The following is a 23,681-nucleotide window of genomic DNA, read 5'->3' as shown; positions in this document are numbered from 1 at the left end:
CGGTCTTAGGCGGCGTTCTGGGTCGAGGGAAGTTCGAAGGCGCCTTCGCGCGACAGCCGGATCGTCGTCGACACGATCGACTTGCGCGCTGCCATGATGTCGGCAAGGGCAACGCCCTCCGACCCTTGTCCGAGCTCGGCTTCGATCATGCGCCGCGACCGCGCGCCGATCGCCGACAGCGCCGCCTCGGCAAGCGCGGCCGAAGTGCCGCGCAAGGCCAGCGTGACCAGTTCGGTCGACAGCCCGTCGAACAGCAGCACCCGCGCTTTCTGGGTCAGCAGCGGCAAATCGTCGAAGGCGAACAGGCGAGCGCGGACGCCGTCGAGATCGGGCGTGCCGGCGGCTTCCAGGTCCTGCATGACCTCCTCGAGCAGCGGCTTGTCCAGTTCGTTGAGAACGCTGGCGACGCGCGCCTGCCCGGCCGAAGTGTCCTTGGTCGAGGTTTCCGTCAGCACGCTGCTGCGCAGCCGGTTTTCGACGATCCTTGTGGCGGCGTCCGGAACATTGGCCATCGTCACCATGCGCTTGATGATTTCGCCGCGCGTCGGCTTGGTCAGCGTCAGGAGCACGCTCGCCGCCGCTTGCGGCGCCAGCTTCGACAGCACCATGGCCGCGGTCTGCGGATGTTCGCCGGCCAGGAAGGCGCCAAGCCGCGCCGGTTCGAGCTTTTCGAGCTCGGGCCAGATCGGCAGCGGGGCTTCCGGCGCGACCTCGAATTTCTTGTCGCCCATGATCGCGCTCATCTCTTCGGGCGAGAGCGATTCATTGAGGATTGTGTCCATCCTGTCGGCGGAATCGAGCAGTCCCGCCCCTTCGGTGAACTCGGCCTCGAACTCGGCGACGATGCGCTCTAGATCGCTTTGCGGAATGGTCCGCAGCAGCCGGGCGCCCTCGATCAGCGCCTTCAATTCTTCCTGCTTGAAGAATTTCAAGAGACGGCTGGCCGACGGTTTGCCCATCGCCACCAGTATGGCGGCCGCCTTCTGCGCGCGGGTCAAGGTCACCGGCGTCGTCATGCCTCTCGCCTCCGCTGCCACCGGCAAGCCCCGCAATCCATGTCTAGGCGCCCTTCGTGCCGGCGATGATTTCGGTCAGCCTGATGCCGAAGCGCGACGGATCGCTTTCCAGCACGGTGATCTCGCCGCGTGCGATCTTGCGGCCGTTGACCACGACGTCGACAGGTTCGCCGATGCGCCGGTTGAGCGCCACCGTTGAACCTTTCTGCAGCGCCATCAGGTCGGAGACCGGCATCTCGGTGCTGCCGAGGATGATCTGGACATCGACGGGGATGTTCATGATGACGCTCGAATTGGCTGATGAAGCGGCCCGGAACGCCGCATCCGGGCGCTGCTCCTCTTCATGCAAGACCCCGCGCAATTCTTCGATGGCGCGGTCGAGCTGCTCGTCGGGCTGGTCGAGGTCGGCTTCCGCCTTGGTCTGGGCCATGAATCGTCTCCAAATGCTCAGGCGCGTCCGGCGGCAGCCGGCATCAGCCCGTCGATAAAATCCTGCCCGGCATCGTAGGGATGCCTGATTCGGACGGTGTAATTCTGACCCAGTTTGCCGAACTCGCATACGAACAGGGTCTTGCCGCGCGCGCTGAGACGCGCCTGCGACTGTGCCGTTTCCTCGAATTCGATGACCTGGCCGATTTCGAAATCGGCAAGGTCGCCGAGTGTCAGTCGTGCAAGCGGCATGGTGGCCTCTAGTGCCACCGTGGATCGCATCACTTCTTCCGAAAAGCGCGCGCGCCAGCTGGCGCTGTGATCGTCCTGGCTGACACCGGCGGCGCTATCGCGGCTGGCCAGCACGATACGCTGCGGCATCGTCACCGTGACGGTGCCGCTATCGGCCGGCGTCGAGATGCCAAAGACGATGCGGACTGCAGCGCCGTCGCGCAGCACGTGCCGTTTGGCTTCGGTGCCCGACATCGCCCGCGACACGGGCAGGCGCAGATCGAGCGAGCGCCGTCCGGATCCGTTCAGGGCCTGTGCGACCTGCTGGAACACCATGGTCGAGACATCGACCTCGATCTGCGACAGATCGCGCTCGATAGGCGATGCCGGCATCTCCGGGTCGCCGCCGAATAGTGTGCAGACCGTGATCGCGATCGCCGGCGCATCGATCACCACGGTCATGGCATCGGACGACGTGGCTGATGCGACGATGGTCATGGCAAACGTATCGCCGGCATGCGAGCGCGCCTCCGCGACGCGGCTGATCTCGACGGCCCTGAGATCGACGGTGACCGGAACGCCAAGCTCACTGGTCAGGCTCTTCTGCAGCAGCGGCGCGGCGCGCTCGGCCATGCCCCGGCCGGTGCCGATGACCTGGGCGGCCTCGCCGCTGTCGCCGACCAGGCGCTCGATGATCAGCGAGCGGGCTTCCGAGGGGCTTCCCGGGCTTGTCATGACAATGCTGGGACCGATCTCTGGCGCATCGTTCAGGCAGCCTTCTTCTCGGCGGTGCCGGTGTTCATCGTGCTCTGCTCGACGGCGTCGATCGTTGGCCGCTCATAGGACGAGATGGTCTTGCGGCCGAACTCGATCGCCACCTGCGGCAGTGCGCCGTTCATGTAGGCCAGCAGCGTCTGCTTGACGATGATGTAGAGGCGGTTGTTCTTCTCGCGCACGGTCTTGATCTTGGTGGCGACCGGCCCGACCACCGCATAGGAAAGGAAGATGCCGAGGAAGGTGCCGACCAGGGCCGCGCCAATCAGGCCGCCGAGGATTTCCGGCGACTGGTCGAGCGCGCCCATCGCCTTGACCACGCCAAGCACGGCGGCGACGATGCCGAGCGCGGGCAGGCCGTCGCCGACCGCCACCATCGCGTGATAAGCCTTCATCTTGTCGGACTTGATGGTCTGGATTTCCTCGTCCATCAGTGCCTCGATCTCGTGCGAGCGGGCATTGCCGATGATGATGATGCGGCAGTAGTCGCAGATGAAATTCATCAAATCGTGGTTCTTGAGCACGGTCGGAAAGGCCTGGAAGATCGCCGATTCCTCCGGATTGTCGATATGCGCCTCGACCTCGCTGCGCGATTTTGAGCGCAGCTCGCGCATCAGGCTGTGCAGCACGCCGAGCGTTTCGAGGTAGTTCTGTTCCTTCGGCACCGCCTGCTTGAACGCCTCGAGGATGGCCTTGCCGGTATCCTTGACCGTCTTCATCGGATTGGCGACCAGAAACGTGCCGAACGCGGCGCCGCAGATGACCACAGCTTCCCACGGCTGGACCAGCACATGAAGATGGCCGCCCATGGCCATGAAGCCGCCAAGCACGCAGCCGAGCGTTACCACCAGTCCAATCAGAATGCCCACAACAGGTCCTTCCGCATTTCACGTCGGAAGCAAGGGATAGCCCCCGTGCCTTGTGTGAGGCTTGAATCGAAGCCGCTGGATCCGATTCAGTTTCGCGCAAGGAAGTGGGGGTATTGTGCCGGCATAGCTTCGGCCGGAGGCACGTCTTTGCTTAATACCTTTACCAGCTACCAGCTCATCACCAAGGACATCTCGAAGTCGCTCGACAGGATCGAGCAGCAGCCCGTGGTCGACCGCGATACCAAATATTATCTCGCCAACATCACCAAGGTGAAATCGATCGACGATTTCGTCAAAAATGACCGGTTGTTCAAATATGCCATGAAGGCCTACGGCCTCGAGAACATGGATTACGCCAAGGCCTTCATGGTCAAGGCGTTGAAGGAAGGCGTCTCCGATCCCAACAGCTTTGCCAACAAGTTGACCGACAAGCGCTACGCCGAGTTCGTCAGCGCCTTCAACTTCGCCGCCAACGGCGCCGATGCGACCATCTACAACAAGACCCAGCAGATGGTGACCAAGAACTACGCCACGCAGGCGGCAATCGCCGGCCTCGATCCGAACTCCGACTATGTGAAGGGCGAGACGACATATTATCTCGCCAACATCACCAAGGTGAAGTCGATCGACGACCTGATGTCGAACAACCGGCTCTACACCTACGCCCTCGCATCATTCGGCCTCGATGCGGCGACGCAGGACAAGGATCTCATCAAGCGAGTTCTGCAGGGCGGCGTCCGCGACCCCGACAGCGTCGCCAACAAGATGACGGACAAGACCTACGCAGCACTCGCCTCGGCTTTCAATTTCGAAGCGAATGGCGCGAGCGCCACCACCATCGTTTCGGCGCAGCAGCCGACCGTCGACAAGTACATGCGCCAGACGCTCGAAGAGGATGCCGGCAACACCAACCAGGGCGTACGGCTGGCGCTCTATTTCGATCGCAAGGCACCGACCATCACCAGCTGGTACGACGTGCTGGCCGACACTGCCCTTGCCAGCGTCGTGCGCACCGCGCTTGGGCTGCCCGATTCCTTCGCCACCGCCAACATCGACAAGCAGGCGCAGCTGTTCGAGCAGAAACTCGACATCTCGGATTTCACCGATCCCGAGAAGCTCGGCAAGTTCCTGACCCGCTTCACCAGCATGTACGAGATAAACAACCCGACCTCATCGGCGGTCAGCTCGGCCAGCGTGCTGTTTGCCCAGCCGATCACGGTCGGCATCTCCACCGACCTGATGATGGCCATGCAGAAATTGAGGTTCTGAGACCATCATGCGGGACAGCCTGTACGTCGCCCTTTCCTCACAGATCGCGCTCGAGCGCCGCCTCGACACGATCGCCGACAACGTCGCCAACGCCTCGACGGTCGGCTTTCGCGCTACCGGCGTGAAATTCGAGGATGTCGTCTCCGGCACCGGGCCGAAGTCGGTATCCTTCGCGTCTTCGGGCAAGACCTATCTTTCCGGCGCGCACGGCGCCTTGACCGAGACCGGAAATCCGTTCGATTTCGCCGTCCAGGGCGATGCCTGGTTCGCCATCGATACGCCGGTCGGCACCGTCATGACCCGCGACGGGCGCTTTTCGATGAACGAGAATGGCGAGCTGATGTCGATCGAGGGCCACCCGGTGCTCGATGCCGGCGGTGCGCCGATACAGCTCGACCCCCGCAACGGTCCGCCCAAGGCCGGGGCCGACGGTTCGCTGCGTCAGAACGATCAGCTTGTCGGCTCCATCGGCCTCTACAATTTCGATCCCGGCGAGAATTTCGTCCGCTACGGCAATTCCGGCATCATTCCGGCGCGCACGCCGGAGCCGGTCACCGATCGCTCCGATACCGGCATCGCCCAGGGTTTTCTCGAAGAATCCAACGTCAATCCGGTGCTGGAGATCACTCGGCTGATCCAGGTGCAGCGCGCGTTCGAAAACACCGCGGCCCTGATGCGGCAGACCGACTCCTCCACCGACGAGGCGATCAAGACGCTCGGCTCGAAATAGTCCATGTCGCTCGACCAGCCATCCCTGCGCGCACCCGAAAGACAGCTCCAGCCGGCTCCCGAAGACCGGCTTGCCGCGCTGGAACGGGTATGGCGACGATTCGCGGGCACCGAAGCGCTGCTCAAGCGCGGCGGCCGCGTCGTCGAAGTGACGTCCACGCACTACAAGGTGCGCGGCCTTTCCGACTTCGCCAGGCTGGGCGACATTGTCGAACAGCGCGGCCATGCCGGCGCACGCCGTGGCGAGATCGTCAAGATCAGCCGTGACGAGGTCGTCGTGGCACCCTTCGAACGCAGCGCCGATGCCGGCATCGGGGATGCCGTGTTCCGTCGCGGTCCGCTCGCGGTGGCGCCGCACGCCTCATGGCGCGGCCGCACCATCGACGCGCTCACCAGGGCGATCGATGCGGGCCCGTCACTGGTCAGGGGTGACGACCTGCCGAGCGGTACACGGACCACGCCCGGCGCCATGGCGCGGCAGCGTGTCGGCACCGCCTTCATGACCGGCGTCAAGGTCATCGACATCTTCACGCCGCTTTGCTTCGGCCAGCGCCTCGGCATCTTCGCCGGCTCCGGCGTCGGCAAGTCGACGCTGCTTGCCATGCTTGCCGGCGCCGACGCCTTCGACACCGTCGTCGTGGCGCTGATCGGCGAACGCGGTCGCGAAGTCCGTGAATTCCTCGAGGATACGATCGGCGACAGCATGGCCAAGACCGTCGCCGTCGTCGCCACCAGCGACGAGAGCGCCATGATGCGCCGGCGTGCACCGGACACCGCCATGCGCGTCGCCGAGCATTTTCGCGACCAGGGCCACCGCGTGCTTCTGGTGCTGGATTCGATCACCCGCTTCGCCCATGCCTTGCGCGAGGTGGCGACGGGAACTGGCGAGCCGCCGGTCGCCCGCGGCTATCCCGCTTCGGTGTTCACCGAACTGCCCAAGCTGCTCGAGCGCGCCGGACCGGGCGCCGAAGGCCCCGGGGTTGAAGGCAGGGGATCGATCACCGCCATCATTTCCGTGCTGGTCGACGGCGACGACCACAACGACCCGGTCGCCGACTCCGTGCGCGGCATCCTTGACGGCCATGTCGTGCTCGACCGTGCGATCGCTGAACAAGGTCGCTATCCGCCGGTCAATCCGCTGTCGTCCATATCGCGTCTTGCCGGCAAGGCCTGGAGCGCTGAACAGCGCGCGCTGGTGACGAGGCTGAAGTCGATGATCGCCCGCTTCGAGGACACGCGCGACATCCGCTTGCTGGGCGCCTATCAGGGCGGCGTCGACGCCGAGCTCGACATTGCCGTGCGCCAGGTGCCGCTGATCTACGAGGCGCTGACGCAATCGCCCAAGGACCGTCCGTCCGCCGAACCGTTCTCCGATCTCGCCCGTCACCTCAAGGGTAAGCTGAATGCCGATGCAGGAGACTGAACGCCAGTACACCGAGCGTATCCTGCGCGAGATGATCGCGGAGGCCAACGCTGCGGAACAAGCCAGGGCTGACGAAGCCAGATTCGCCAAGGCAAAGGCTGCCCGCGCCATAGCTGCGAAAGCCGAGGCTGTTCTAGCCCGGGCTGCCAAGCCAATCCTGCCCAGGGCCGCCAAGCCAATCCTGCCGAGGGCTGCCAAAGCCGAGCCTGTTCGGTCCAAGGCTGCTGAGCTCGCCCTGCCCAGGGATCCCCAGGCAGAGGCTGGCGAGATGACCCAAGCCAGCCGGGAGTCGCTGATCGACGGCCTGTTCCCCCGTACAGAATGGCCACAGCCGCCAAGGGCACAGTTTCCCAGGCTGAAAAAACAGTCCGACCGCCGCAGCGATTTCGTCGTTGCCGCGCTCGGCCTCACACTAGGGCTGATCTGCGCCCTGTTTCCCTGGTACATCTTCTTCAACCAGGAACAGTTTGGCGTCCAGGCGATCAAGTTCGGCGGCACCGGCACCAATTCGGGACGGGCGGGCGGCGGCGTGGTCGCCGAACGCAGCGCGCCGCTGACGGTAAAGGACGTTCCGGCGGCCAATCTCGATCTGTTTGCCACGGGAACGGTGCAGGATGACGCCAATCCCGCGCCCGCGCCCGACGAGCAACCCTTCCCGGCCGACGCCGCGAAATTCCGCATGGTTCATGTCGCCAACGGCCGCGCCATGATCGAGGACGATGCCGGACTATGGATCGTCCAGCGGGGCTCGATATTGCCCGACTCCAGCCAGGTGTCTTCCATCGAGCAGCGCAACGGCAAATGGGTCATGGTCACCAGCACCGACCAGGTGATCGAACTCTCCAGGTAACGCCCCGTCTCGGCGTCCGGCCATCCGCAAGGTCCGCGCAAGACTGGCGGCCTAGTCTTCGGGAACCCGCCCGGAGATTCCCATGGAGCCCGTTTCCCTTTTCGATCTCGCCGCCAAGCAAGCGCAATGGCTTGCCGTGCGCCAGTCCGCTATTGCCGGCAACATCGCCAACGCCAACACGCCGGGCTACACGGCAAACGATGTCGAGCCGTTCGAAAAAGTGCTCGACCGCACCGCGGTGTCGCTGCAGGCCACGCAGGCCGGCCATCTCGGCAACGCCGCGACCAATGCCGGCTTCACCATCAAGCCGCAGGAAGATGACGGCGTTGTCATGCCGTCCAAGAACTCGGTCGTGCTGGAAGATCAGTTGATGAAGGCCGGCGAAGTGCGCCGCTCCTTCGAGCTCAACACGGCGATCGTCAAGGCGTTCCATTCGATGATGATGATGGCGGTGAAGAGCTGACCATGGACGCGCTGATCTCAGCCCTTAAAGTCGCAGCATCCGGCCTCGGCGCCCAATCGGAGCGCTTGCGTGTGGTTTCGGAAAACCTGGCCAACGCCCAGTCGACCGGCACAACGCCAGGGTCCGATCCCTATCGCCGCAAGACCATCAGCTTCGTCTCCGAGCTCGACCGGACCTCCGGCAGCTCGACGGTCGAAGTGAACTCGATCGATCGCGATCCAAGCGACTTTCCCGTCGAGTTCCAACCCGGCAACGAGGCCGCCGACGACAAGGGTTATGTCAAGATGCCCAACGTCAACGTGCTGATCGAAATGGCCGACATGACCGAGGCCAACCGTTCCTACGAAGCCAATCTCCAGGTCGTCAAGCAGGCGCGCGACTTGATTTCCATGACCATCGACCTGATGAGGAACCAGTAATGATCAGCGGTATCGGAGCCCTTCAGTTCAAGTCCTCGGTCGGCGGCGACGACACGGTGACAAGCCTGCTCCAGGGCGGCGCGACCCCCTCGGCCGGCGGCAATATCGGCACCTCCTTCGCCGAGGCGCTGAGCCAGGCGGCCTCCAAGACCGTCAGCACGATGCAGAATGCCGAGCAGGTATCGGTGCAGGCGCTCAAGGGCGACGCCGACACCCGTCAGGTGGTCGACGCCGTGATGAGCGCGCAACAGGCGCTTCAGACCGCCGTCGCCATCCGCGACAAGGTGGTTTCCGCCTATCTCGAAGTCAGTCGAATGGGCATCTGAGGAATTCCGCCATGAAAGCACTCGCCATCGCCGCCACCGGCATGAATGCCCAGCAGACAAATCTGGAAGTCATCGCCAACAACATCGCCAACATCAACACCACCGGCTACAAGCGCGCACGCGCCGAATTCTCCGACCTGCTGTACCAGGTCGACCGCACGCAGGGCGTGCCCAACCGCTCCAATACCTCGCTAGTGCCGGAGGGCGTCTCGATCGGCCTCGGCGTCAAGACGACGGCCGTGCGCAACGTCCACACCCAGGGCGAACTGACCAGCACCGGCAACAGTTTCGACCTGGCGCTGACCGGCAGGGGCTGGTTCCAGATCGAAGGCGCCGACGGCGGCACGCTCTACAGCCGCGCCGGCGCCCTCAACACCAACGCCACCGGACAGCTGGTGACGGTGGACGGCGCCAGTGTCATTCCGGCAATCACCGTTCCCACTGACGCCGTTGAGGTTATCGTCAACAAGACCGGCCAGGTCTTCGCCCGCATCGATGGCCAGGCTGACCTGCAGAACCTCGGCCAGATCCAGATCGCCAATTTCGCCAACGAAGCGGGTCTCGCCCCGCTCGGCGACAATCTGTTCCAGGAAACCACGGCTTCCGGGCCGGCGAATGTCGGCGTGCCGGGCGATCCCGGCTTTGCCACCATCCAGCAGGGCTATCTCGAGGCCTCCAACGTCGACCCGGTCAAGGAAATCACCGAGCTGATCTCAGCGCAGCGCGCCTATGAAATGAACTCCAAGGTCATCCAGGCCGCCGACGACATGGCCTCGGTCGTTTCCAAGAACATCAGGTAGGGATGATGGCCATGCCGATCTCCTGCTCCGCATTCCGCCGCACCGCGCTTGTCCTTGCGCTGGTGGCCGGCTGCATGCCGGCTTTCGCCCAGGAATCGGCAGATCAATCGGCGGACCAGTCGGCCACTCAGATCGCCAGCAACCAACCTGCCGGCGAGGTTGTGTTGATTCCCAACCGGGTTATCTATCCCGGCGAAACCATCGAGCTTGGCGCGCTCAAGCGCGTGACCCTGATCGCCGGCAAGCACAAACCGGACGCGGTCGCCACCCGGGCCGAGGAACTCGACGGCAAGGTCGCCAAGCGCACGCTGCTGCCCGGCCGCTACATTCCCTCCGCCGCCGTCCGTGAGGCCTGGCTGGTCGAACAGGGTGCGTCCGTGCAGGTCTTCTTCATCGCCGGCGGACTGACGATCTCGGCCACCGCGGTGACGTTGCAGCCGGGTTCCGCCGGCGACCTTGTCAAGGTCCGCAACATCGACAGCGGCAAGATCCTGTCCGGCACGGTGATGGCGGATGGGACCATCCAGGTCAGCGCTTCATGATGCGCGGACTTGCTCTGATCCTGGCAGCCGTGCTCGGCCTGCAGCCGGCGCTGGCCGACGGCCTGACGCCCAAGGCCAAGCGCGAGCTCGCCGCCAAGAATGGCGGCGTCTACGACGATCCCGAATACAATCCGGCCACCACCAGCCGCATGTTCCGGGTTTCGTCGGGGCCGAGTTCGCTGCCGCCGGGCCAGGTCGCCTCGCGCATCAAGGACATCGCCCAGCTGCAGAGTTCGCGCGACAACCAACTGGTCGGCTACGGCCTGGTCATCGGGCTCGCCGGGTCGGGCGACAGCCTGCGCAACTCTCCGTTCACCGAACAATCGATCCGCGCCATGCTCGAAAATCTCGGCATCGCCACCGAAGGCGGCAGCGCACGCGCCAAGAATGTCGCCGCCGTCATCGTCACCGCCAACATGCCGCCCTACGTGCAGTCGGGCGCCCGCATCGACATCGACGTCTCCTCGATGGGCGACGCCACCTCGCTCGCCGGCGGCACGCTGATCATGACGCCTTTGAAGGCGGCTGACGGCGAGATCTATGCCGTCGGCCAGGGCTCGGTCATCGTTTCCGGCTTCACCGCCAAGGGACAGGCCGAGCAGCTGACGCAAGGCGTGCCGACTTCCGGCCGTGTGCCGAACGGCGCCATCGTCGAGCGCGCGGTCCAGGCCGAGTTCGACGATCAGGCGACGCTGACCCTGCAATTGCGCAACCCCGATTTCTCGACCGCCATTCGCATCGCCGACGCCATCAACGACTACACCAGCCAGCGCTTCGGCGCGCGAGTTGCGGCCGAGCGCGATTCCCGCACCGTGCAGATCAGGAGGCCGAAGGGTGTTTCGGCGGCCCGCTTCTATGCCGAGATCGAAAACCTGGTGGTCGAATCCGACACCCCTGCCCGCGTCGTCATCGACGAGCGCACCGGCACCATCGTCATCGGCAACGACGTCAAGATCTCGCGGGTTGCCATCAGCCACGGCACGCTCACCGTGCGCATCACCGAAGCGCCGCGCATCGTCCAGCCCGAGCCTTTCTCCAGGGGCGAGACGGCCGTCGAGCCGTTCACCGCGATCGACGCCAGCCGGCCCGATGCCCGCGTCGCCGTGCTTGACGGACCCGATCTCGAAACGCTCGTTTCCGGCCTCAACCGTCTCGGCGTCAAGCCGGACGGAATCATTGCCATTCTGCAGGGCATCAAGTCGGCCGGCGCCCTGCAGGCCGACCTGGTTCTGCAATAGGCGATGCCGATGACGCGCTCCCTCTCACGCCAAGAAAGACGCCGCGCCGCCGCAATCCTGTTCGCGGCCAGTGTTGTCGCCATGTCCTTAGCCGCCGGCACGGCGCGCGGCGAAGAAACGGTTCGCCAGGTCCTGCCGGGCGCGCCGGCGGCCGAGCCACCGCAGCAATTGACACGGGAAAAGGCGCCTGATCAAAGCGAGATCGAGCGCTTCTGCTCCAACATCGCCGACGCTGCCCGCGACCGCCGCTATGCCTTGCAGGCGGAAGAGATGAAGCAGCTGCAGGCCGGCATCGACCAGCGCATGAAGGCGCTGGAGGAGAAGCGGGCCGAATACGAGACCTGGTTGAAGCGGCGCGAGGTTTTCCTGGCCCGCGCCGAGGACGGCGTCGTCCAGATCTATGCCGGCATGAAGCCCGACGCCGCCGCCGAGCGGCTGGCCATCGTCAATGCTGACCTGGCGGCGGCCATATTGATGAAGCTCGATTCACGCAAGGCGAGCGTCATCCTCAACGAAATGGACCAGAAGGCGGCGGCAACGCTCACCGGCATCATGGCCAGCGCAGCCCGAAGGGTAGATCCGTCATGATCCGCAAGTTGCTCGTCGTGTGCGCGGTCGCCGGGCTGTCCGGTTGCGGGACCAACCTGAAGGAGGTCGGCAAGGAGCCGGCCTTGTCCCCGGTCGGCTCCGGCATCGACGGCGGCAACACCTCGTCCCTCTATCGCTATCCGCAAACGCCGCCCACGCCGGTCAAGAAATTCTCCTTGTGGGATGACCGCCAGAGCCGGCTGTTCACCGACCCGCGGGCGCTGTCGCAGGGCGACATCCTGACCGTCAAGATCAAGATCAACGACAGGGCCAACTTCAAGAACCAGAACGACCGGAGCCGCACCGCCAACCGCAAGCTCGGCTACGACCTCAGCGCGCAATGGGACAACTGGAGCACCGCCGGCAAGGGCGCCGGCGCTCTCAGCTCCACCACGGACACGACGGCCGACGGCGAGATCAAGCGCTCGGAAACGCTTGAACTCAATGTCGCGGCCATCGTCACCGATGTCCTGCCGAACGGCAATTTGATGATCACGGGATCGCAGGAAGTGCGCGTCAATGCCGAGCTCAGGGTGTTGACCCTCGCCGGTATCGTGCGGCCGGCCGATATCGGCGCCGAGAACACCATTCCCTACGAACGCATTGCCGAAGCACGCATCTCCTACGGCGGGCGCGGCCGTATCACCGAGGTCCAGCAACCTGCCTACGGCCAGCAGATTCTCGACCAGGTCCTTCCGTTCTAGGATTGGGGAACACGGCACCATGGCAAACGTCGAACAGGTCCAGCCGCGCAAGGGTCCCTCCTTTGCCATCCAGGCCGTCATGCTGCTTGTTGTGACCGCAGCCGCCATCGGCATGGGCTGGATGTCCGGCGGCTATCTCAAGGGCGTCGGGGCACCGGCGTCGGTGCCGGTCGCGCCCGAGAACGAAGGCAAGACCGCACAGCCCGCCGCGGCCGGTGAGCCAGGCGTGGGGCCGACGCTCGTCGTGCTGGCGCCGATCACCACCAACATCGCCTCGCCTGCCGATACCTGGATCAGAATGGAAGCGTCCGTCGTCTATGACGGGCCGCAGCCCCAGTCCATGACGGATGACATCCACCAGGACCTTCTGGCCCTGGTGCGCACCTTGAAGATGCATCAGATCRAGGGTGCCAGCGGTTACCAGCACCTGAAGGCCGATCTCGAGGAACGCGCCTCGATCCGCAGCCAGGGTCACGCCAAGCAGATTCTTATCAGGACATTGCTGCTCGAATGAGAAAGTTCCTTCTCGCCACGGCGATGATCGCCGCCGCCACCTCCGTCGCGGCGGCGCAGCAACTCGACCTCGGTGGCATCGGCAAGGCCGATGGCACCACCGTCGGCTACATCATCCAGATGTTCGGCTTGCTGACGGTGCTGTCGGTGGCGCCGGGCTTGCTGATCATGGTGACGAGCTTCACCCGTTTCGTCATCGCCTTCTCGATCCTGCGCGCCGGCATCGGCCTGCAGTCGACGCCCGCCAACCTCATTCTCATTTCACTGTCGCTGTTCATGACCTTCTATGTCATGGCGCCGACCTTCGATCAGGCCTGGAACACCGGCGTCAAACCGCTGATGGACAACCAGATCACCCAGACCGTAGCCTTCGACAAGATTTCGGATCCATTCCGCACCTTCATGTTGCGCAATGTGCGCGACAAGGATTTCGACCTCTTCGCCGATCTCGCCCGCGAGCGCGGCCAGACCGTTTCGCGCGACACCGTCGACCTGCGCATCCTGGTGCCCGCCTTCATGATCTCGGAAATCCGGCGCGGCTTCGAGATCGGCTTCCTGATCGTGCTGCCATTCCTGGTCATCGACCTGATCGTCGCCACCATCACCATGGCGATGGGCATGATGATGCTGCCGCCGACAGTGGTGTCGCTGCCGTTCAAGATCCTGTTCTTCGTCCTGATCGACGGCTGGAACCTGCTTGTCGGCAGCCTGGTGCGCTCCTTCAACTGAGCGCTTGCAGCTGATCCCTGGCGGCTGGTCGCTATCGCGGTTCCCCAGCGCAGAATTCAAGCAATATATTTTCGATTAACCGTCCGGTTTAGCCCTTTGGTAGGGACTTGCCCGCATATTCGCTCGCAGATGGCGGGTGATCGATTTCGAAGATCATTGGCATGATGCCGCACCGTCATACCGGGAGACCCGGTATGTCAAAAAAAACCTGTAAAATCAAGGTACGAGTACCATGTCCAGCATCATGACGAACTCCGCCGCGTTGACGGCTCTGCAGAGCCTTAACGCCACCAGCAAATCCCTCCAGGACACCCAGGCCCGCATCTCGACCGGTTACCGCGTTTCGCAGGCCTCGGACAACGCCGCCTATTGGTCGATCGCCACCACGATGCGCTCTGACAACCAGGCAATGTCCACCGTTTCGGACGCACTCGGCCTCGGCGCTTCGAAGGTCGACACCGCCTACACCGGCATGAACAGCGCGATCTCCACCATCAACCAGATCAAGGCCAAGCTGCTGGCATCCTACGGCCAGACGGACGCCTCGAAGGAAAAGACCCAGGTCGAAATCGCCGCCCTTCAGGACCAGATGAAGTCCTTTGCCACCGGCGCCACCTTCTCAGGCACCAACATGCTGTCCGTAGACAGCGGCGCAACAGCCACGACAGCGGCCGATGTGAAGATCCTTTCGGCCTTCAACCGTGACGCCGCCGGTGCGTCTTCGATCTCGACGATCGACGTCAAGGTGGAAAACATCAAGCTCTATGAAGCTGGTACCACCGCGACACTCAACAAGGGCATCCTGGACTCGCAGCGCACGGGCTCCACCGGTGTGGCCACCCTCACGGCCGTTGCCGTGACCCTGGGCGCCGCCGCAACGGCCACCGACACCTACTCAGCCGCCAGCCTGAAGATCTTCGACACCGCAACGGGCAAAGCCGCGGGCGACGATCAGATCAAGCAGATGATGACCGTCATCGACTCCGCGCTCGCCGACATGACCAACGCCGCCACCACGCTCGGCGCCGCCAAGAGCAGTATCGACCTGCAGAAGACCTTCACCTCCGACCTGATGGACTCCATCGATCGCGGTGTCGGCCAGCTCGTCGATGCCGACATGAACAAGGAATCGACCCGTCTGCAGGCCCTGCAGGTCCAGCAGCAGCTCGGCGTCCAGGCGCTGTCGATCGCCAACGGTTCGTCGCAGTCGATCCTGTCGCTCTTCCGCGGCTAATCACCTTCGCCTGATCACAGTTCGCACTAAACATCGGGCCGCGCCAAAAGCGCGGCCCGATTTGCGTTTGCTCGACTTGCCCTTGCAAGCCTCGCACAATGCTCGTTCCTTAACTCTCAAAGGCCAGCTTTTAACAGGCTGTTAACCATGCCGCGCTAGTTATGGTTAACCAATAGCTTACGACCGTTGGCGAATCGGTCCGACCGGCACGATGCCACCCGTTGAACAGGCCTGTCCGGCATGTCTGAGCATGTCGGTTTTTGAGAAGGAGCGACTTTCTTGGCGAGCATCATGACAAACGCTGCGGCGTTAACCGCACTTCAAAGCCTCAGCGCCACCAACAAGTCGCTCGAACAGACGCAGGCTCGCATCTCGACGGGCTATCGGGTCTCGCAGGCCTCGGACAACGCCGCCTACTGGTCGATCGCCACCACGATGCGCTCGGACAACTCGGCCCTGTCGACGGTGCAGGATGCACTCGGCCTCGGCGCCTCGAAAGTCGACACCGCCTACACCGGCATGAACAATGTGCTGACCACGATCGGCCAGATCAAGACCAAGCTGCTTTCGACCGTCGGCCAGACGGATGCCGCCAAGGCAAAAACCCAGACCGAGATCAATGCGCTTCAGGCGCAGATGAAGTCCTTTGCCGATGCGGCGACCTTCTCCGGCTCGAATTTCCTTGCGGTGACCTCCAAGCAGACTGCCGCCCCCAATGACGGCGTCCAGGCCGACTCCCAGATCGTGTCCTCGTTCAATCGCTCCTCGTCGGGCGCCGTCTCGATCGGAACGATCGACATCGATGTCGAGGGCACCAAGCTTTTCGACTACGGCCTTGCCACCGAGGTCAAAAATCGCGGCACCCTCGATCGCCAGACTTCGATTTATGCCACGGGAGCCGCCCAGACCCTGTATGACAACGCCTATGCGACCGCACTCGCTGGCGGAGCAACGGACATCGCGGCAAATACTGCTGGCCAGGCGGCGGCGGGAGCGGTCGTCCCCAAGGTCGACAATATCTCCGCCTACAACCTCGACATCACCGCGGCCGGCGTAACCGACGACATCATCACCCAGATGGTGACCAGGATCGACAAGGTCATGGCGCAGTTGACCGATTCCGCAACCATCCTCGGTTCGGCCAAGAGCAGCATCGACCTGCAGAAGACCTTCACCCAGAGCCTGATGGACTCCATCGACCGTGGTGTCGGCCAGCTCGTCGATGCCGACATGAACAAGGAATCGACCCGGCTCCAGGCGCTGCAGGTTCAGCAGCAGCTCGGCATCCAGTCGCTGTCGATCGCCAACAGCGCTTCGCAGAGCATCCTGTCGCTGTTCAAGAACTAGTCGCGGGCGCCACCGGCACCGTCCTTTTCACACTCCGATTGACGGGCCGCGCCACAAGCGCGGCCCGATTTCATTTTCGCACAAGCTTCGAAGACTACTGTTCCGGCGGACAGTCATGCTGGGAGTCGTCGAACCGTGCCGGAACAGATCCAGAGCATCATCTCGAATCTTCGCGGCTTTGGCGTCAAGCGCCTTGCCATGCTGGCTGGCATCGCCGTTCTGGTGATGGGCGTCATCGGCATCGCCTCGGTCTATCTCAACCGTCCCGCCTACGACACGCTCTATGTCGGGCTCGACCGCGCCGACGTGAACCAGATCGGCCTGGTGCTGGGCGAAGCCGGCATCGGCTTCGATGTGGGCGCCGACGGAACCTCGGTGCTGGTGCCGGCCGGCACAACCGCGCAGGCGCGCATGCTGCTTGCCGAAAAGGGCCTGCCGACCAGCGCCAATGCCGGCTACGAACTGTTCGACAATGTCGGCTCGCTCGGCCTCACCTCCTTCATGCAGCAGATCACCCGCGTGCGCGCGCTGGAAGGCGAGATCGCCCGCACCATCCAGTCGATTTCAGGCATCAAGGCGGCGCGTGTCCACATCGTCATGTCCGAACGCGCCAATTTCCGCCGCGACGAACAGCAGCCTTCGGCATCGGTGGTCATCCGCTATGCCGGCATCGACGCCGAGAAGAGCGCCATGTCGATCCGCCATCTCGTCGCCGCCGCTGTCCCCGGCCTGTCGGCCGACAAGGTGACGGTGCTCGATTCCAGCGGCAATCTGCTGGCCGCGGGCGATGATCCTTCCAACACCAGCGCCGCCCGTACGCTCGGCGTCGAGCAGACCGTCGAGGCGCAGATCGGCGACAACATCCGCCGTGCGCTGACGGCCTATCTCGGCCCCGACAACTTCCGCGCCAGCGTCAAGGCCGAGGTCAACACCGACACCCGCCAGACGGAAGAAACCATTTTCGATCCGAATTCACGCGTCGAGCGCTCGGTGCAGTCGGTGCGCGCCAACGAAAACAACAACCAGAAGCAGGCCTCGACCCCAGCCAGCGTCGAGCAGAACCTGCCCGAGACCCAGGCAACCGCCACCGACGGTCCGCAATCCTCCTCGCAGAACGACCGCAAGGAAGAGATCACCAACTACGAGATCAACTCGAAGAAGATCGCCACCGTCTCCAACGGCTACACCGTCACCAAGATGTCGATCGCCGTCGTCGTCAACCAGCAACGGCTGGTGACCATCCTCGGCAAGGACGCCACGCCGGAGCAGATTGCCAAGCGCGTCGCAGAAATCCAGAAGATGGTGACCTCGGCCACCGGCTTCGACGACAAGCGCGGCGACGTCATCGACGTCTCGGCGGTCGAGTTCATCGACGGGCTGGACGGCGAGGCGATCCCGCAGGCTGGGATGCTCGATTCCATCGGCCAGCATGCCGGCACGCTGATCAACGCCGGCGCCTTCATCGTCGTGGTGTTCCTGGTCGCCTTCTTCGGCCTGAGGCCGATGGCGGCGGCGCTGACGGCAAAGGCGACGCCGGCCCTGGCAGGCCCCAGCTACGAAGACGTCCAGCGCTCGCTACCGACACCCGAAGCAAGCGCAAACGCCGAAAGCGCTGGCGTCGGCGCCTTGCCCGGTGCGCGCTCCGGTCCCACACCGCTCGACGATCTTCGCCAGAAGATCAGGCCGGCGCCGCAGGAGCGGCTTGCCCGAATGGTCGACCTCAACGAGGAGCGCACCGCGCAGATCCTGCGCAAATGGGCCGCTCAGGAAGTCGCGGCTTAAACCATGCCCTCCGTAGCCCTTTTCGACCTTCTGCCTGATTTCGGTACCCGCACGCAACGTGCCGGTCAGCCCCGGGCCGCGGCCGATCCCGAACACAAGCTAGACGCGCCGGCGCCGCAAGCCGACATCGGCACGCTGATCGCGGAAGCGGTTGCCCAGGCCGAGGCGGCACTCGATGCACGCCTGTCGATTGCCCATGAAGCCGCGCTCGAAGCCGAACGCCAGGCCAATGCCGAGGAAGCAAGGGTATTTCTCGAAAGCCTCGGCGACGATCTCGGCAAGGCGGTCTCGTTGCGCATCGATGCCATGGAGGCGCGCGTGACCGGGCTGGTCGCCGCCACCGTCGCCCGCATGATCGGCGGCATCGTCAGCGACGATCTGCAGAAACGCTCGATCGAGGCGCTTGCCGGCGCGATACGCGAAGCGGTCGGCGATGCCGAAGCCGTGCGCATCGCCGTGCGCGGCCCGCTCTCGCTGTTCGAAGCGCTGAAGGCATCGCTCGGGCCCCGCGCCGCCAATCTCGACTTCACCGAGGCACCAGGCTTCGATCTCACGGTCGCCATCGAYGAGGCGGTGTTCGAGACGCGCATGGCCGAATGGTCGACGACCCTTTCCGAGGTCCTGGCATGAGCGTCGCCGATGCCGGACAGGTTCACCAGGAGATCATCATCGTCCGTCGTGGTCACGACGACCACGATGAGGGTCACCATGGCGGCGTCTGGAAGATCGCCTTCGCCGACTTCATGACGGCGATGATGTGCTTCTTCCTGGTCATGTGGCTGATCAATGCCGCCAACGAGCAGACCAAGGCAGCCGTCGCCAGCTATTTCAACCCGGTCAAGCTGGTCGACCGCAATTCGAGCCGCAAGGGTTTGGAGGATCTCGGCGACGGTCCGCGCGCGATGGGAACGACGGCCGACAACCCGCAGAAGGCGACCAACAAGGCCGGCCAGGACGGCGATGGCTCCGCGGACCGCAAACAGGAGAAGCAGGAACTGCCGCAGGCAGAACACTCCGACGAGCATCTGTTCGCCGACCCCTACGCGGTGCTTTCGGAAATCGCCACCGATACCGGCGTCATGCAGAATGTCAGCCAGAAGGGCGATGGCGGCGCGCAGGCTGCCGGCCCGGCGACCGGTGCTTCCGGCGGCGCCTCCTATCGCGATCCCTTCGAGCCTGATTTCTGGTCGCAGCAGGTGGCGGCGCCCGGCGCCGAAGCCAGTGCCCAGCGTGCCAAAATCGAGGGCGATGCGCTGAAGCCCGGTGACAAGGTTGCCGAAACGCAAGTGCCCAAGGTCAAGTCCGTGCCACCCGTCGCGGCCGCACCTGTCGAACCGCCGGCAGAGGACGCGACCGGCAAGCAAGCCGCGAGCCCCGCCACGACAATGGCCAAGGCCGGCGACACCAAACCAACAGACACGAAGCCAAGCGACGCGAAGCGGGGCGACGCGAAGCCGGACGAGACCAAACCAGACGACACCAAAGCCGCGGACGCGGCCAAGGCCGAGGCCGAGGCGCAAGAGGAAGCCAAGCCCGACACCGGAGAGAAGGCGCCGACCGCCGCCGCCGTCAAGGCTGCGGCCGACGTCAAGCGGCAGTTGGCCGATGCCTTCAAGCCGGGCGACAAGCTGCATGACGGCGTCTCGGTGGAAGCCACCGACAAGGGCGTCGTCATCTCGATCACCGACCAGCTCGACTTCGGCATGTTCGAGGTCGGCTCGGCGCTGCCGCGCCGCGAACTGGTGCTGGCGATGGAAAAGATCGGCCGCATCGTCAACAGCCAGAAGGGCACCATCAGCATCAACGGCCACACCGACGCACGGCCATTCCGCAGCGACAGCTACGACAATTGGCGGCTGTCGACGGCGCGCGCGCATTCCGCCTACTACATGCTTGTGCGCGGTGGAGTCGATGAACGCCGCATCACCGAAGTCGCCGGTTTCGCCGACCGCCAGCCCAAGGACCCGGCGAATCCATTGGCGGCTGTGAACCGCCGCATCGAAATCCTGATGGCAGCCGGCGGATGAGGCGGGCGGCCGTCACCTGCCGGTTGATTGGCCTGTTGCTGCTGGCCGGCGGATATCCGTCAGCCGGCTTCGCCCAGGACGCGTTGCAGCCGTATCAGCTGGTGCGCTCGTTGCAGCTCATCCAGGACCGCATCGCCGCTGGCGATCATGCCGCCCTGCCGATGCAGGCCAAGCTGCTCGAGATGGTGGATGCGCGGCTGCGCGCGGCGGATGCCGAGGATTTCAAGGATCCCAAGAACTTTCGCGCCCTGCTTGTCTACGGCATGAGCGGCGGCAATCCGGTGACTGTCGAGGCCGCCACGTCGCGCGCCACGACGGACCCACAAAGCCTTGCCGTGGCCAAAGGGGTGATCGACTATCTCAATGGCCGGCCCGGCGAGGCGATCGAAGCGTTGAAGCCGATCGATCCGATGACGCTGCCTCCCGACCTCGGCGCTTTCCTTGCCCTGGTCAAAGGCTCGCTGCTTGCCGGCGACCAGCCGGCTGCGGCGCTCGGTTTGCTCGACGAGGCAAGATTGCTCAGCCCCGGCACGCTGGTCGAGGAAGCAGCACTGCGCCGTTCGGTCGGCATTGCGGGTGCGCAGGGTGACGCGGCACGCTTCGCACGCGCGTCGACCCAGTATGTCGAGCGCTACCTCTATTCGCCCTATGCCAGCCAGTTCGCCGACTCCTTCGTCTCCGGCGTCATCGCGCTGCACATGTCGATCAGCCAGGACAAGCTGGCCGACATCACCTCGATGATGGATCCCGAGCGCGAGAAGGTGATCTATCTGCGCATCGCCCGCCGTGCCGCAATCGACGGTCTGAACGACCTGTCGGCCTTCGCTTCGGCGCGAGCCGAGCAGGGTCGCGACGGCAACACCAACCAGGACGATCCGCGCGCCCTGCTTTACGCCAGTCTTTCCACCGTCACCTCGGGCACCATCGAAGACGTCCGCGCCAAACTCGGCAAGATCGACCGCAGCAAGCTGTCGGAAGGCGACCGCGCCTTGCTCGACGCCGCCCAGGCCATTGCCGGCGAAGTCGTCGCCCCGCCCGCCCCCCTCCCTGAGGAAAAGCCAGTTGTCGCGGCCGAGCGGCCGCCGGCGCCTGAAACCGTCGCGGCGCAAGGCGCCGACGCCAGCGGGCTGCCACCCGTCGAAGGCGCCATCGCCGAGCAACCTGCTGTCACTGCAGCCTCCGGCGGACCGGTCGCCAGTGCTCCGGAAACGCCGACGGCTGCGGTTGCACCGGCCGATGCGGCGACCGTCGTGCAGGCGTCGGCGCCATCGCCCGCAGCCAGTCCCGAGCCCACCGACCCGACCGATGCCGCCATGAACAAAACACGTCGACAGCTCGACCTGATCGACCAGATGCTTGGAGCCGCCCCCAAATGACCACCAGCCTCGGCTCGGCCTTGCCAGGATTTGCCGCCGCGCGCGCAACGCCGGAGCAACCGGCGGCGAACGGCAAGAAGGACAACGCGGGCTTTGGCAAAATTCTGCATGGCGAGGCCAGTCCGGCCCGCCCGGAACGGCATCCGACGACCGAGGCGGGATCGCGCGAGCAGCGCTGGGGCAAGCTCGCCGCCAACCTTGCCGGGCATGGCGGCAAGGCCGAGCCGACACCGGCCAATCCCGGAAAGATCGTCTCGGCCAAGTTGCCGGCCGTGAAGAGCGGCGAGGACGATTTGGAAGCCAGGGACGATTTGGAAGCGAAGTCGCACAAGGACGATACCGACGCCGAAGAGACGGCGCCTGACGCGGATGCCGTGCCGCTTCAGGACCATCTGCCGCTGCTGATCGCGTTCCATGACCTGCGCCATTTCTCGACATCGACCAAGGCAAGCGGGCGCGACACGGCTAACAGCGAGAGCCCACCGGACCCGGCGCTCAACGCGCAGGCTCCGCTCCCAAAAACCTATCGGTCGAAGTCCACGGCCGGAAACGAAATCGTCGAAACCAAGTCGAAGCCGGAGCAGGTGTCGATCGTCGACGGGCCTTTGACAGAGCTAGATGGCCAGCCGCCGAGCGCTGACGGCGTTGCCTCCAGCACGCCGAAACGCGAGACTGTCGTAACGGCCCAGAAGCTGCCGGACGCCACAACCGCCGATGTGCCCGGCGTGCAATCGAAACACGCCGCGCCGACGATGAAAAGCATCGAGGATGTCCAGTCCTCGTTACGGCCCGAAGCCGGAAAACAATCCCTGTCCGCCACACGCATCGACGTCGTTTCGCAACAGAGTTTCCCGGCGCCACCGCAAAGTTCCATCAGCCAGGCAGCCCTCAATGTGGTCAACGCCATAGCCGCCGATGGCGGCCCGCAAAAGGCCCTTCCAGCCTCATCCGCGGCCACCCAGCTGGGCAGCCCTGTTGCCGTTCCGACACATGTGTTGAAGATCGAACTTCACCCCGCCGAACTCGGCATGGTGACGGCCAACCTTCGCCTCTCGGGAGAACAACTTTCGATTGAATTGAAGCCCGCAACACACGACGCTTATCGTCGTTTGTCCACCGACAGCGAGGCCATCGTCAAATCGCTGCGCGGGCTCGGCTTCGAGGTTGACAAGGTTACGATCCTACAACCCTCGGTAGCGGTTCCTGCTGCAACCCGCACCGATGCGACCGCCCCTTTGCCGAGCGCGTCGGGCCGCGATCCATCATCCTTCCAACCTGGAAACCCGGGCAGCGGCAATGGTGGAGCGGGTGGTCAGCACCCGGGTCAGCAATCCTCAGGAAACCGCAATGATGACGCGCAGGACTACGGCCGCGGCACTTCACCTTCTCGCGAGCGCGCTGGCGGCGATATGTTTATCTAGCGCAGCAGGCGCTGCCGCTGCCGCCACCAACCCTTGCGAGCCGGAGATCCTGCGTGCCGCCGACCGCTATGGCGTGCCCGCCGGCATCCTCTATGCCGTGGGCCTTACGGAAACCGGAAACAAGGGCAGCCTTCAACCCAACGCCTTGAATATAGAGGGAAAAGCGGTCTTTCCGAGAAGTCGGACCGAAGCCCTTGCCGCCTTCGCCAATGCCCGGCGCGAAGGCAAGACGCTCATCGATCTGGGCTGCATGCAGATCAACCATCACTACCACGCGTCGCATTTCCGCAGCGTCGAGGACATGCTCGATCCGCGTCAGAACGTCGACTATGCGGCGCGCTTCCTGGCCAGCCTCCATGCCCGTCACGAGACCTGGTCGATGGCCGTCGCCCGCTATCATGCCGGTCCCGACAACGATCCGGCGCAGAAGATCTATGTCTGCCGCGTCATTGCCAACATGGTCGCCACCGGCTTTGGAAAATGGACCGCGAACGCCCGCGGCTTCTGCAACCCGTAGGCGTAGCTTCGGCATCCAATACGCCGTTCGCGCGGTCCTTGGTTGTCGTTTTGACTTGGCCAGAA

26 protein-coding genes are annotated in these 23,681 nt (G+C 64.3%); 22 read left to right on the top strand and 4 right to left on the bottom strand.

Annotation, left to right across the window (positions count from 1 at the left end; all coding sequences use genetic code 11):
- Nucleotides 1-5: 5 nt before the first annotated feature.
- From AC1DZP_RS27245 to motA, 4 genes are read right to left on the bottom strand one after another with little or no spacing between them, the layout of a single operon-like run.
- Entirely contained in the window at nucleotides 6-1,016 is a 1,011-nt protein-coding gene (locus AC1DZP_RS27245; protein ID WP_457151605.1) for a flagellar motor switch protein FliG, read from the bottom strand.
- A gap of 43 nt (nucleotides 1,017-1,059) precedes the next feature.
- Nucleotides 1,060-1,446, bottom strand: coding sequence for a flagellar motor switch protein FliN (fliN, locus tag AC1DZP_RS27240; protein WP_477306664.1), 387 nt, complete (start codon nucleotides 1,444-1,446; stop codon nucleotides 1,060-1,062).
- A gap of 17 nt (nucleotides 1,447-1,463) precedes the next feature.
- On the bottom strand, nucleotides 1,464-2,411 hold the full coding sequence (locus tag AC1DZP_RS27235; RefSeq protein WP_477306662.1) for a FliM/FliN family flagellar motor switch protein: 948 nt from the start codon (nucleotides 2,409-2,411) through the stop codon (nucleotides 1,464-1,466).
- Between the two features lie 32 nt (nucleotides 2,412-2,443).
- Complete coding sequence (gene motA / locus AC1DZP_RS27230) at nucleotides 2,444-3,319, bottom strand: flagellar motor stator protein MotA (protein WP_095084502.1); 876 nt, start codon at nucleotides 3,317-3,319, stop codon at nucleotides 2,444-2,446.
- Between the two features lie 147 nt (nucleotides 3,320-3,466).
- Here motA and AC1DZP_RS27225 point away from each other — a divergent pair, with 147 nt between their 5' ends.
- The 22 genes from AC1DZP_RS27225 (at nucleotide 3,467) to AC1DZP_RS27120 (ending at nucleotide 23,616) form a co-directional block, all read left to right on the top strand.
- Nucleotides 3,467-4,588: a DUF1217 domain-containing protein gene (locus AC1DZP_RS27225; RefSeq protein ID WP_457151602.1), complete on the top strand. Its 1,122-nt coding sequence runs from the start codon at nucleotides 3,467-3,469 to the stop codon at nucleotides 4,586-4,588.
- A gap of 7 nt (nucleotides 4,589-4,595) precedes the next feature.
- Nucleotides 4,596-5,318, top strand: coding sequence for a flagellar basal-body rod protein FlgF (flgF, locus tag AC1DZP_RS27220; RefSeq protein ID WP_477306659.1), 723 nt, complete (start codon nucleotides 4,596-4,598; stop codon nucleotides 5,316-5,318).
- 3 nt (nucleotides 5,319-5,321) lie between these two features.
- Complete coding sequence (gene fliI / locus AC1DZP_RS27215) at nucleotides 5,322-6,740, top strand: flagellar protein export ATPase FliI (RefSeq protein WP_477306657.1); 1,419 nt, start codon at nucleotides 5,322-5,324, stop codon at nucleotides 6,738-6,740.
- Entirely contained in the window at nucleotides 6,721-7,590 is an 870-nt protein-coding gene (locus AC1DZP_RS27210) for a hypothetical protein (protein WP_477306655.1), read from the top strand. Before fliI ends, AC1DZP_RS27210 begins: the two co-directional genes overlap by 20 nt.
- Nucleotides 7,591-7,672: 82 nt before the next feature.
- Nucleotides 7,673-8,053: a flagellar basal body rod protein FlgB gene (gene flgB, locus AC1DZP_RS27205; protein ID WP_256751541.1), complete on the top strand. Its 381-nt coding sequence runs from the start codon at nucleotides 7,673-7,675 to the stop codon at nucleotides 8,051-8,053.
- A 2-nt stretch (nucleotides 8,054-8,055) separates the two neighbouring features.
- Nucleotides 8,056-8,472, top strand: a complete 417-nt coding sequence (gene flgC / locus AC1DZP_RS27200) for a flagellar basal body rod protein FlgC (RefSeq protein ID WP_095084507.1) — start codon at nucleotides 8,056-8,058, stop codon at nucleotides 8,470-8,472.
- Nucleotides 8,472-8,798 (top strand): flagellar hook-basal body complex protein FliE, encoded by a 327-nt coding sequence (gene fliE / locus AC1DZP_RS27195; RefSeq protein WP_477306653.1) that lies wholly within the window; start codon nucleotides 8,472-8,474, stop codon nucleotides 8,796-8,798. The genes flgC and fliE overlap by 1 nt, the downstream gene beginning before the upstream one ends.
- 11 nt (nucleotides 8,799-8,809) lie before the next feature.
- Nucleotides 8,810-9,598 carry a flagellar basal-body rod protein FlgG gene (flgG, locus tag AC1DZP_RS27190; protein ID WP_095084509.1) on the top strand — a complete coding sequence of 263 codons (789 nt, stop codon included), beginning with the start codon at nucleotides 8,810-8,812 and terminating at the stop codon, nucleotides 9,596-9,598.
- Nucleotides 9,599-9,603: 5 nt separating this feature from the next.
- Nucleotides 9,604-10,140, top strand: a complete 537-nt coding sequence (gene flgA, locus AC1DZP_RS27185) for a flagellar basal body P-ring formation chaperone FlgA (RefSeq protein ID WP_477306651.1) — start codon at nucleotides 9,604-9,606, stop codon at nucleotides 10,138-10,140.
- Entirely contained in the window at nucleotides 10,137-11,378 is a 1,242-nt protein-coding gene (locus AC1DZP_RS27180; RefSeq protein WP_095084511.1) for a flagellar basal body P-ring protein FlgI, read from the top strand. Before flgA ends, AC1DZP_RS27180 begins: the two co-directional genes overlap by 4 nt.
- Before the next feature lie 3 nt (nucleotides 11,379-11,381).
- Entirely contained in the window at nucleotides 11,382-11,966 is a 585-nt protein-coding gene (locus tag AC1DZP_RS27175; protein WP_477306649.1) for a MotE family protein, read from the top strand.
- Nucleotides 11,963-12,670 carry a flagellar basal body L-ring protein FlgH gene (flgH, locus tag AC1DZP_RS27170; RefSeq protein WP_477306647.1) on the top strand — a complete coding sequence of 236 codons (708 nt, stop codon included), beginning with the start codon at nucleotides 11,963-11,965 and terminating at the stop codon, nucleotides 12,668-12,670. The genes AC1DZP_RS27175 and flgH overlap by 4 nt, the downstream gene beginning before the upstream one ends.
- Nucleotides 12,671-12,689: 19 nt before the next feature.
- Entirely contained in the window at nucleotides 12,690-13,184 is a 495-nt protein-coding gene (locus AC1DZP_RS27165) for a flagellar basal body-associated FliL family protein (RefSeq protein WP_477306645.1), read from the top strand.
- On the top strand, nucleotides 13,181-13,912 hold the full coding sequence (gene fliP / locus AC1DZP_RS27160; RefSeq protein WP_095084514.1) for a flagellar type III secretion system pore protein FliP: 732 nt from the start codon (nucleotides 13,181-13,183) through the stop codon (nucleotides 13,910-13,912). Before AC1DZP_RS27165 ends, fliP begins: the two co-directional genes overlap by 4 nt.
- Nucleotides 13,913-14,144: 232 nt before the next feature.
- A complete protein-coding gene (locus AC1DZP_RS27155; RefSeq protein WP_095084515.1) occupies nucleotides 14,145-15,146 on the top strand; it encodes a flagellin N-terminal helical domain-containing protein in 1,002 nt (333 codons plus the stop codon).
- Nucleotides 15,147-15,425: 279 nt separating this feature from the next.
- Entirely contained in the window at nucleotides 15,426-16,493 is a 1,068-nt protein-coding gene (locus AC1DZP_RS27150) for a flagellin N-terminal helical domain-containing protein (protein WP_095084516.1), read from the top strand.
- 135 nt (nucleotides 16,494-16,628) lie between these two features.
- On the top strand, nucleotides 16,629-18,275 hold the full coding sequence (gene fliF / locus AC1DZP_RS27145) for a flagellar basal-body MS-ring/collar protein FliF (RefSeq protein WP_477306642.1): 1,647 nt from the start codon (nucleotides 16,629-16,631) through the stop codon (nucleotides 18,273-18,275).
- Nucleotides 18,276-18,278: 3 nt separating this feature from the next.
- The gene (locus AC1DZP_RS27140) at nucleotides 18,279-18,905 is read left to right on the top strand and encodes a hypothetical protein (RefSeq protein ID WP_477306641.1); all 627 of its coding nucleotides are present in this window, start codon (nucleotides 18,279-18,281) and stop codon (nucleotides 18,903-18,905) included.
- A complete protein-coding gene (locus AC1DZP_RS27135) occupies nucleotides 18,902-20,302 on the top strand; it encodes a MotB family protein (protein ID WP_477306639.1) in 1,401 nt (466 codons plus the stop codon). The genes AC1DZP_RS27140 and AC1DZP_RS27135 overlap by 4 nt, the downstream gene beginning before the upstream one ends.
- Entirely contained in the window at nucleotides 20,299-21,678 is a 1,380-nt protein-coding gene (locus AC1DZP_RS27130; RefSeq protein ID WP_477306637.1) for a chemotaxis protein MotC, read from the top strand. Before AC1DZP_RS27135 ends, AC1DZP_RS27130 begins: the two co-directional genes overlap by 4 nt.
- Before the next feature lie 272 nt (nucleotides 21,679-21,950).
- Complete coding sequence (gene fliK, locus AC1DZP_RS27125) at nucleotides 21,951-23,099, top strand: flagellar hook-length control protein FliK (RefSeq protein WP_477306747.1); 1,149 nt, start codon at nucleotides 21,951-21,953, stop codon at nucleotides 23,097-23,099.
- Nucleotides 23,029-23,616, top strand: a complete 588-nt coding sequence (locus AC1DZP_RS27120) for a transglycosylase SLT domain-containing protein (RefSeq protein WP_457150823.1) — start codon at nucleotides 23,029-23,031, stop codon at nucleotides 23,614-23,616. Before fliK ends, AC1DZP_RS27120 begins: the two co-directional genes overlap by 71 nt.
- Nucleotides 23,617-23,681: the final 65 nt, after the last annotated feature.

This window comes from Mesorhizobium sp. P2_F8 (genome assembly GCF_056403655.1).
This window is presented reverse-complemented; position numbering and strand designations above follow the sequence as displayed.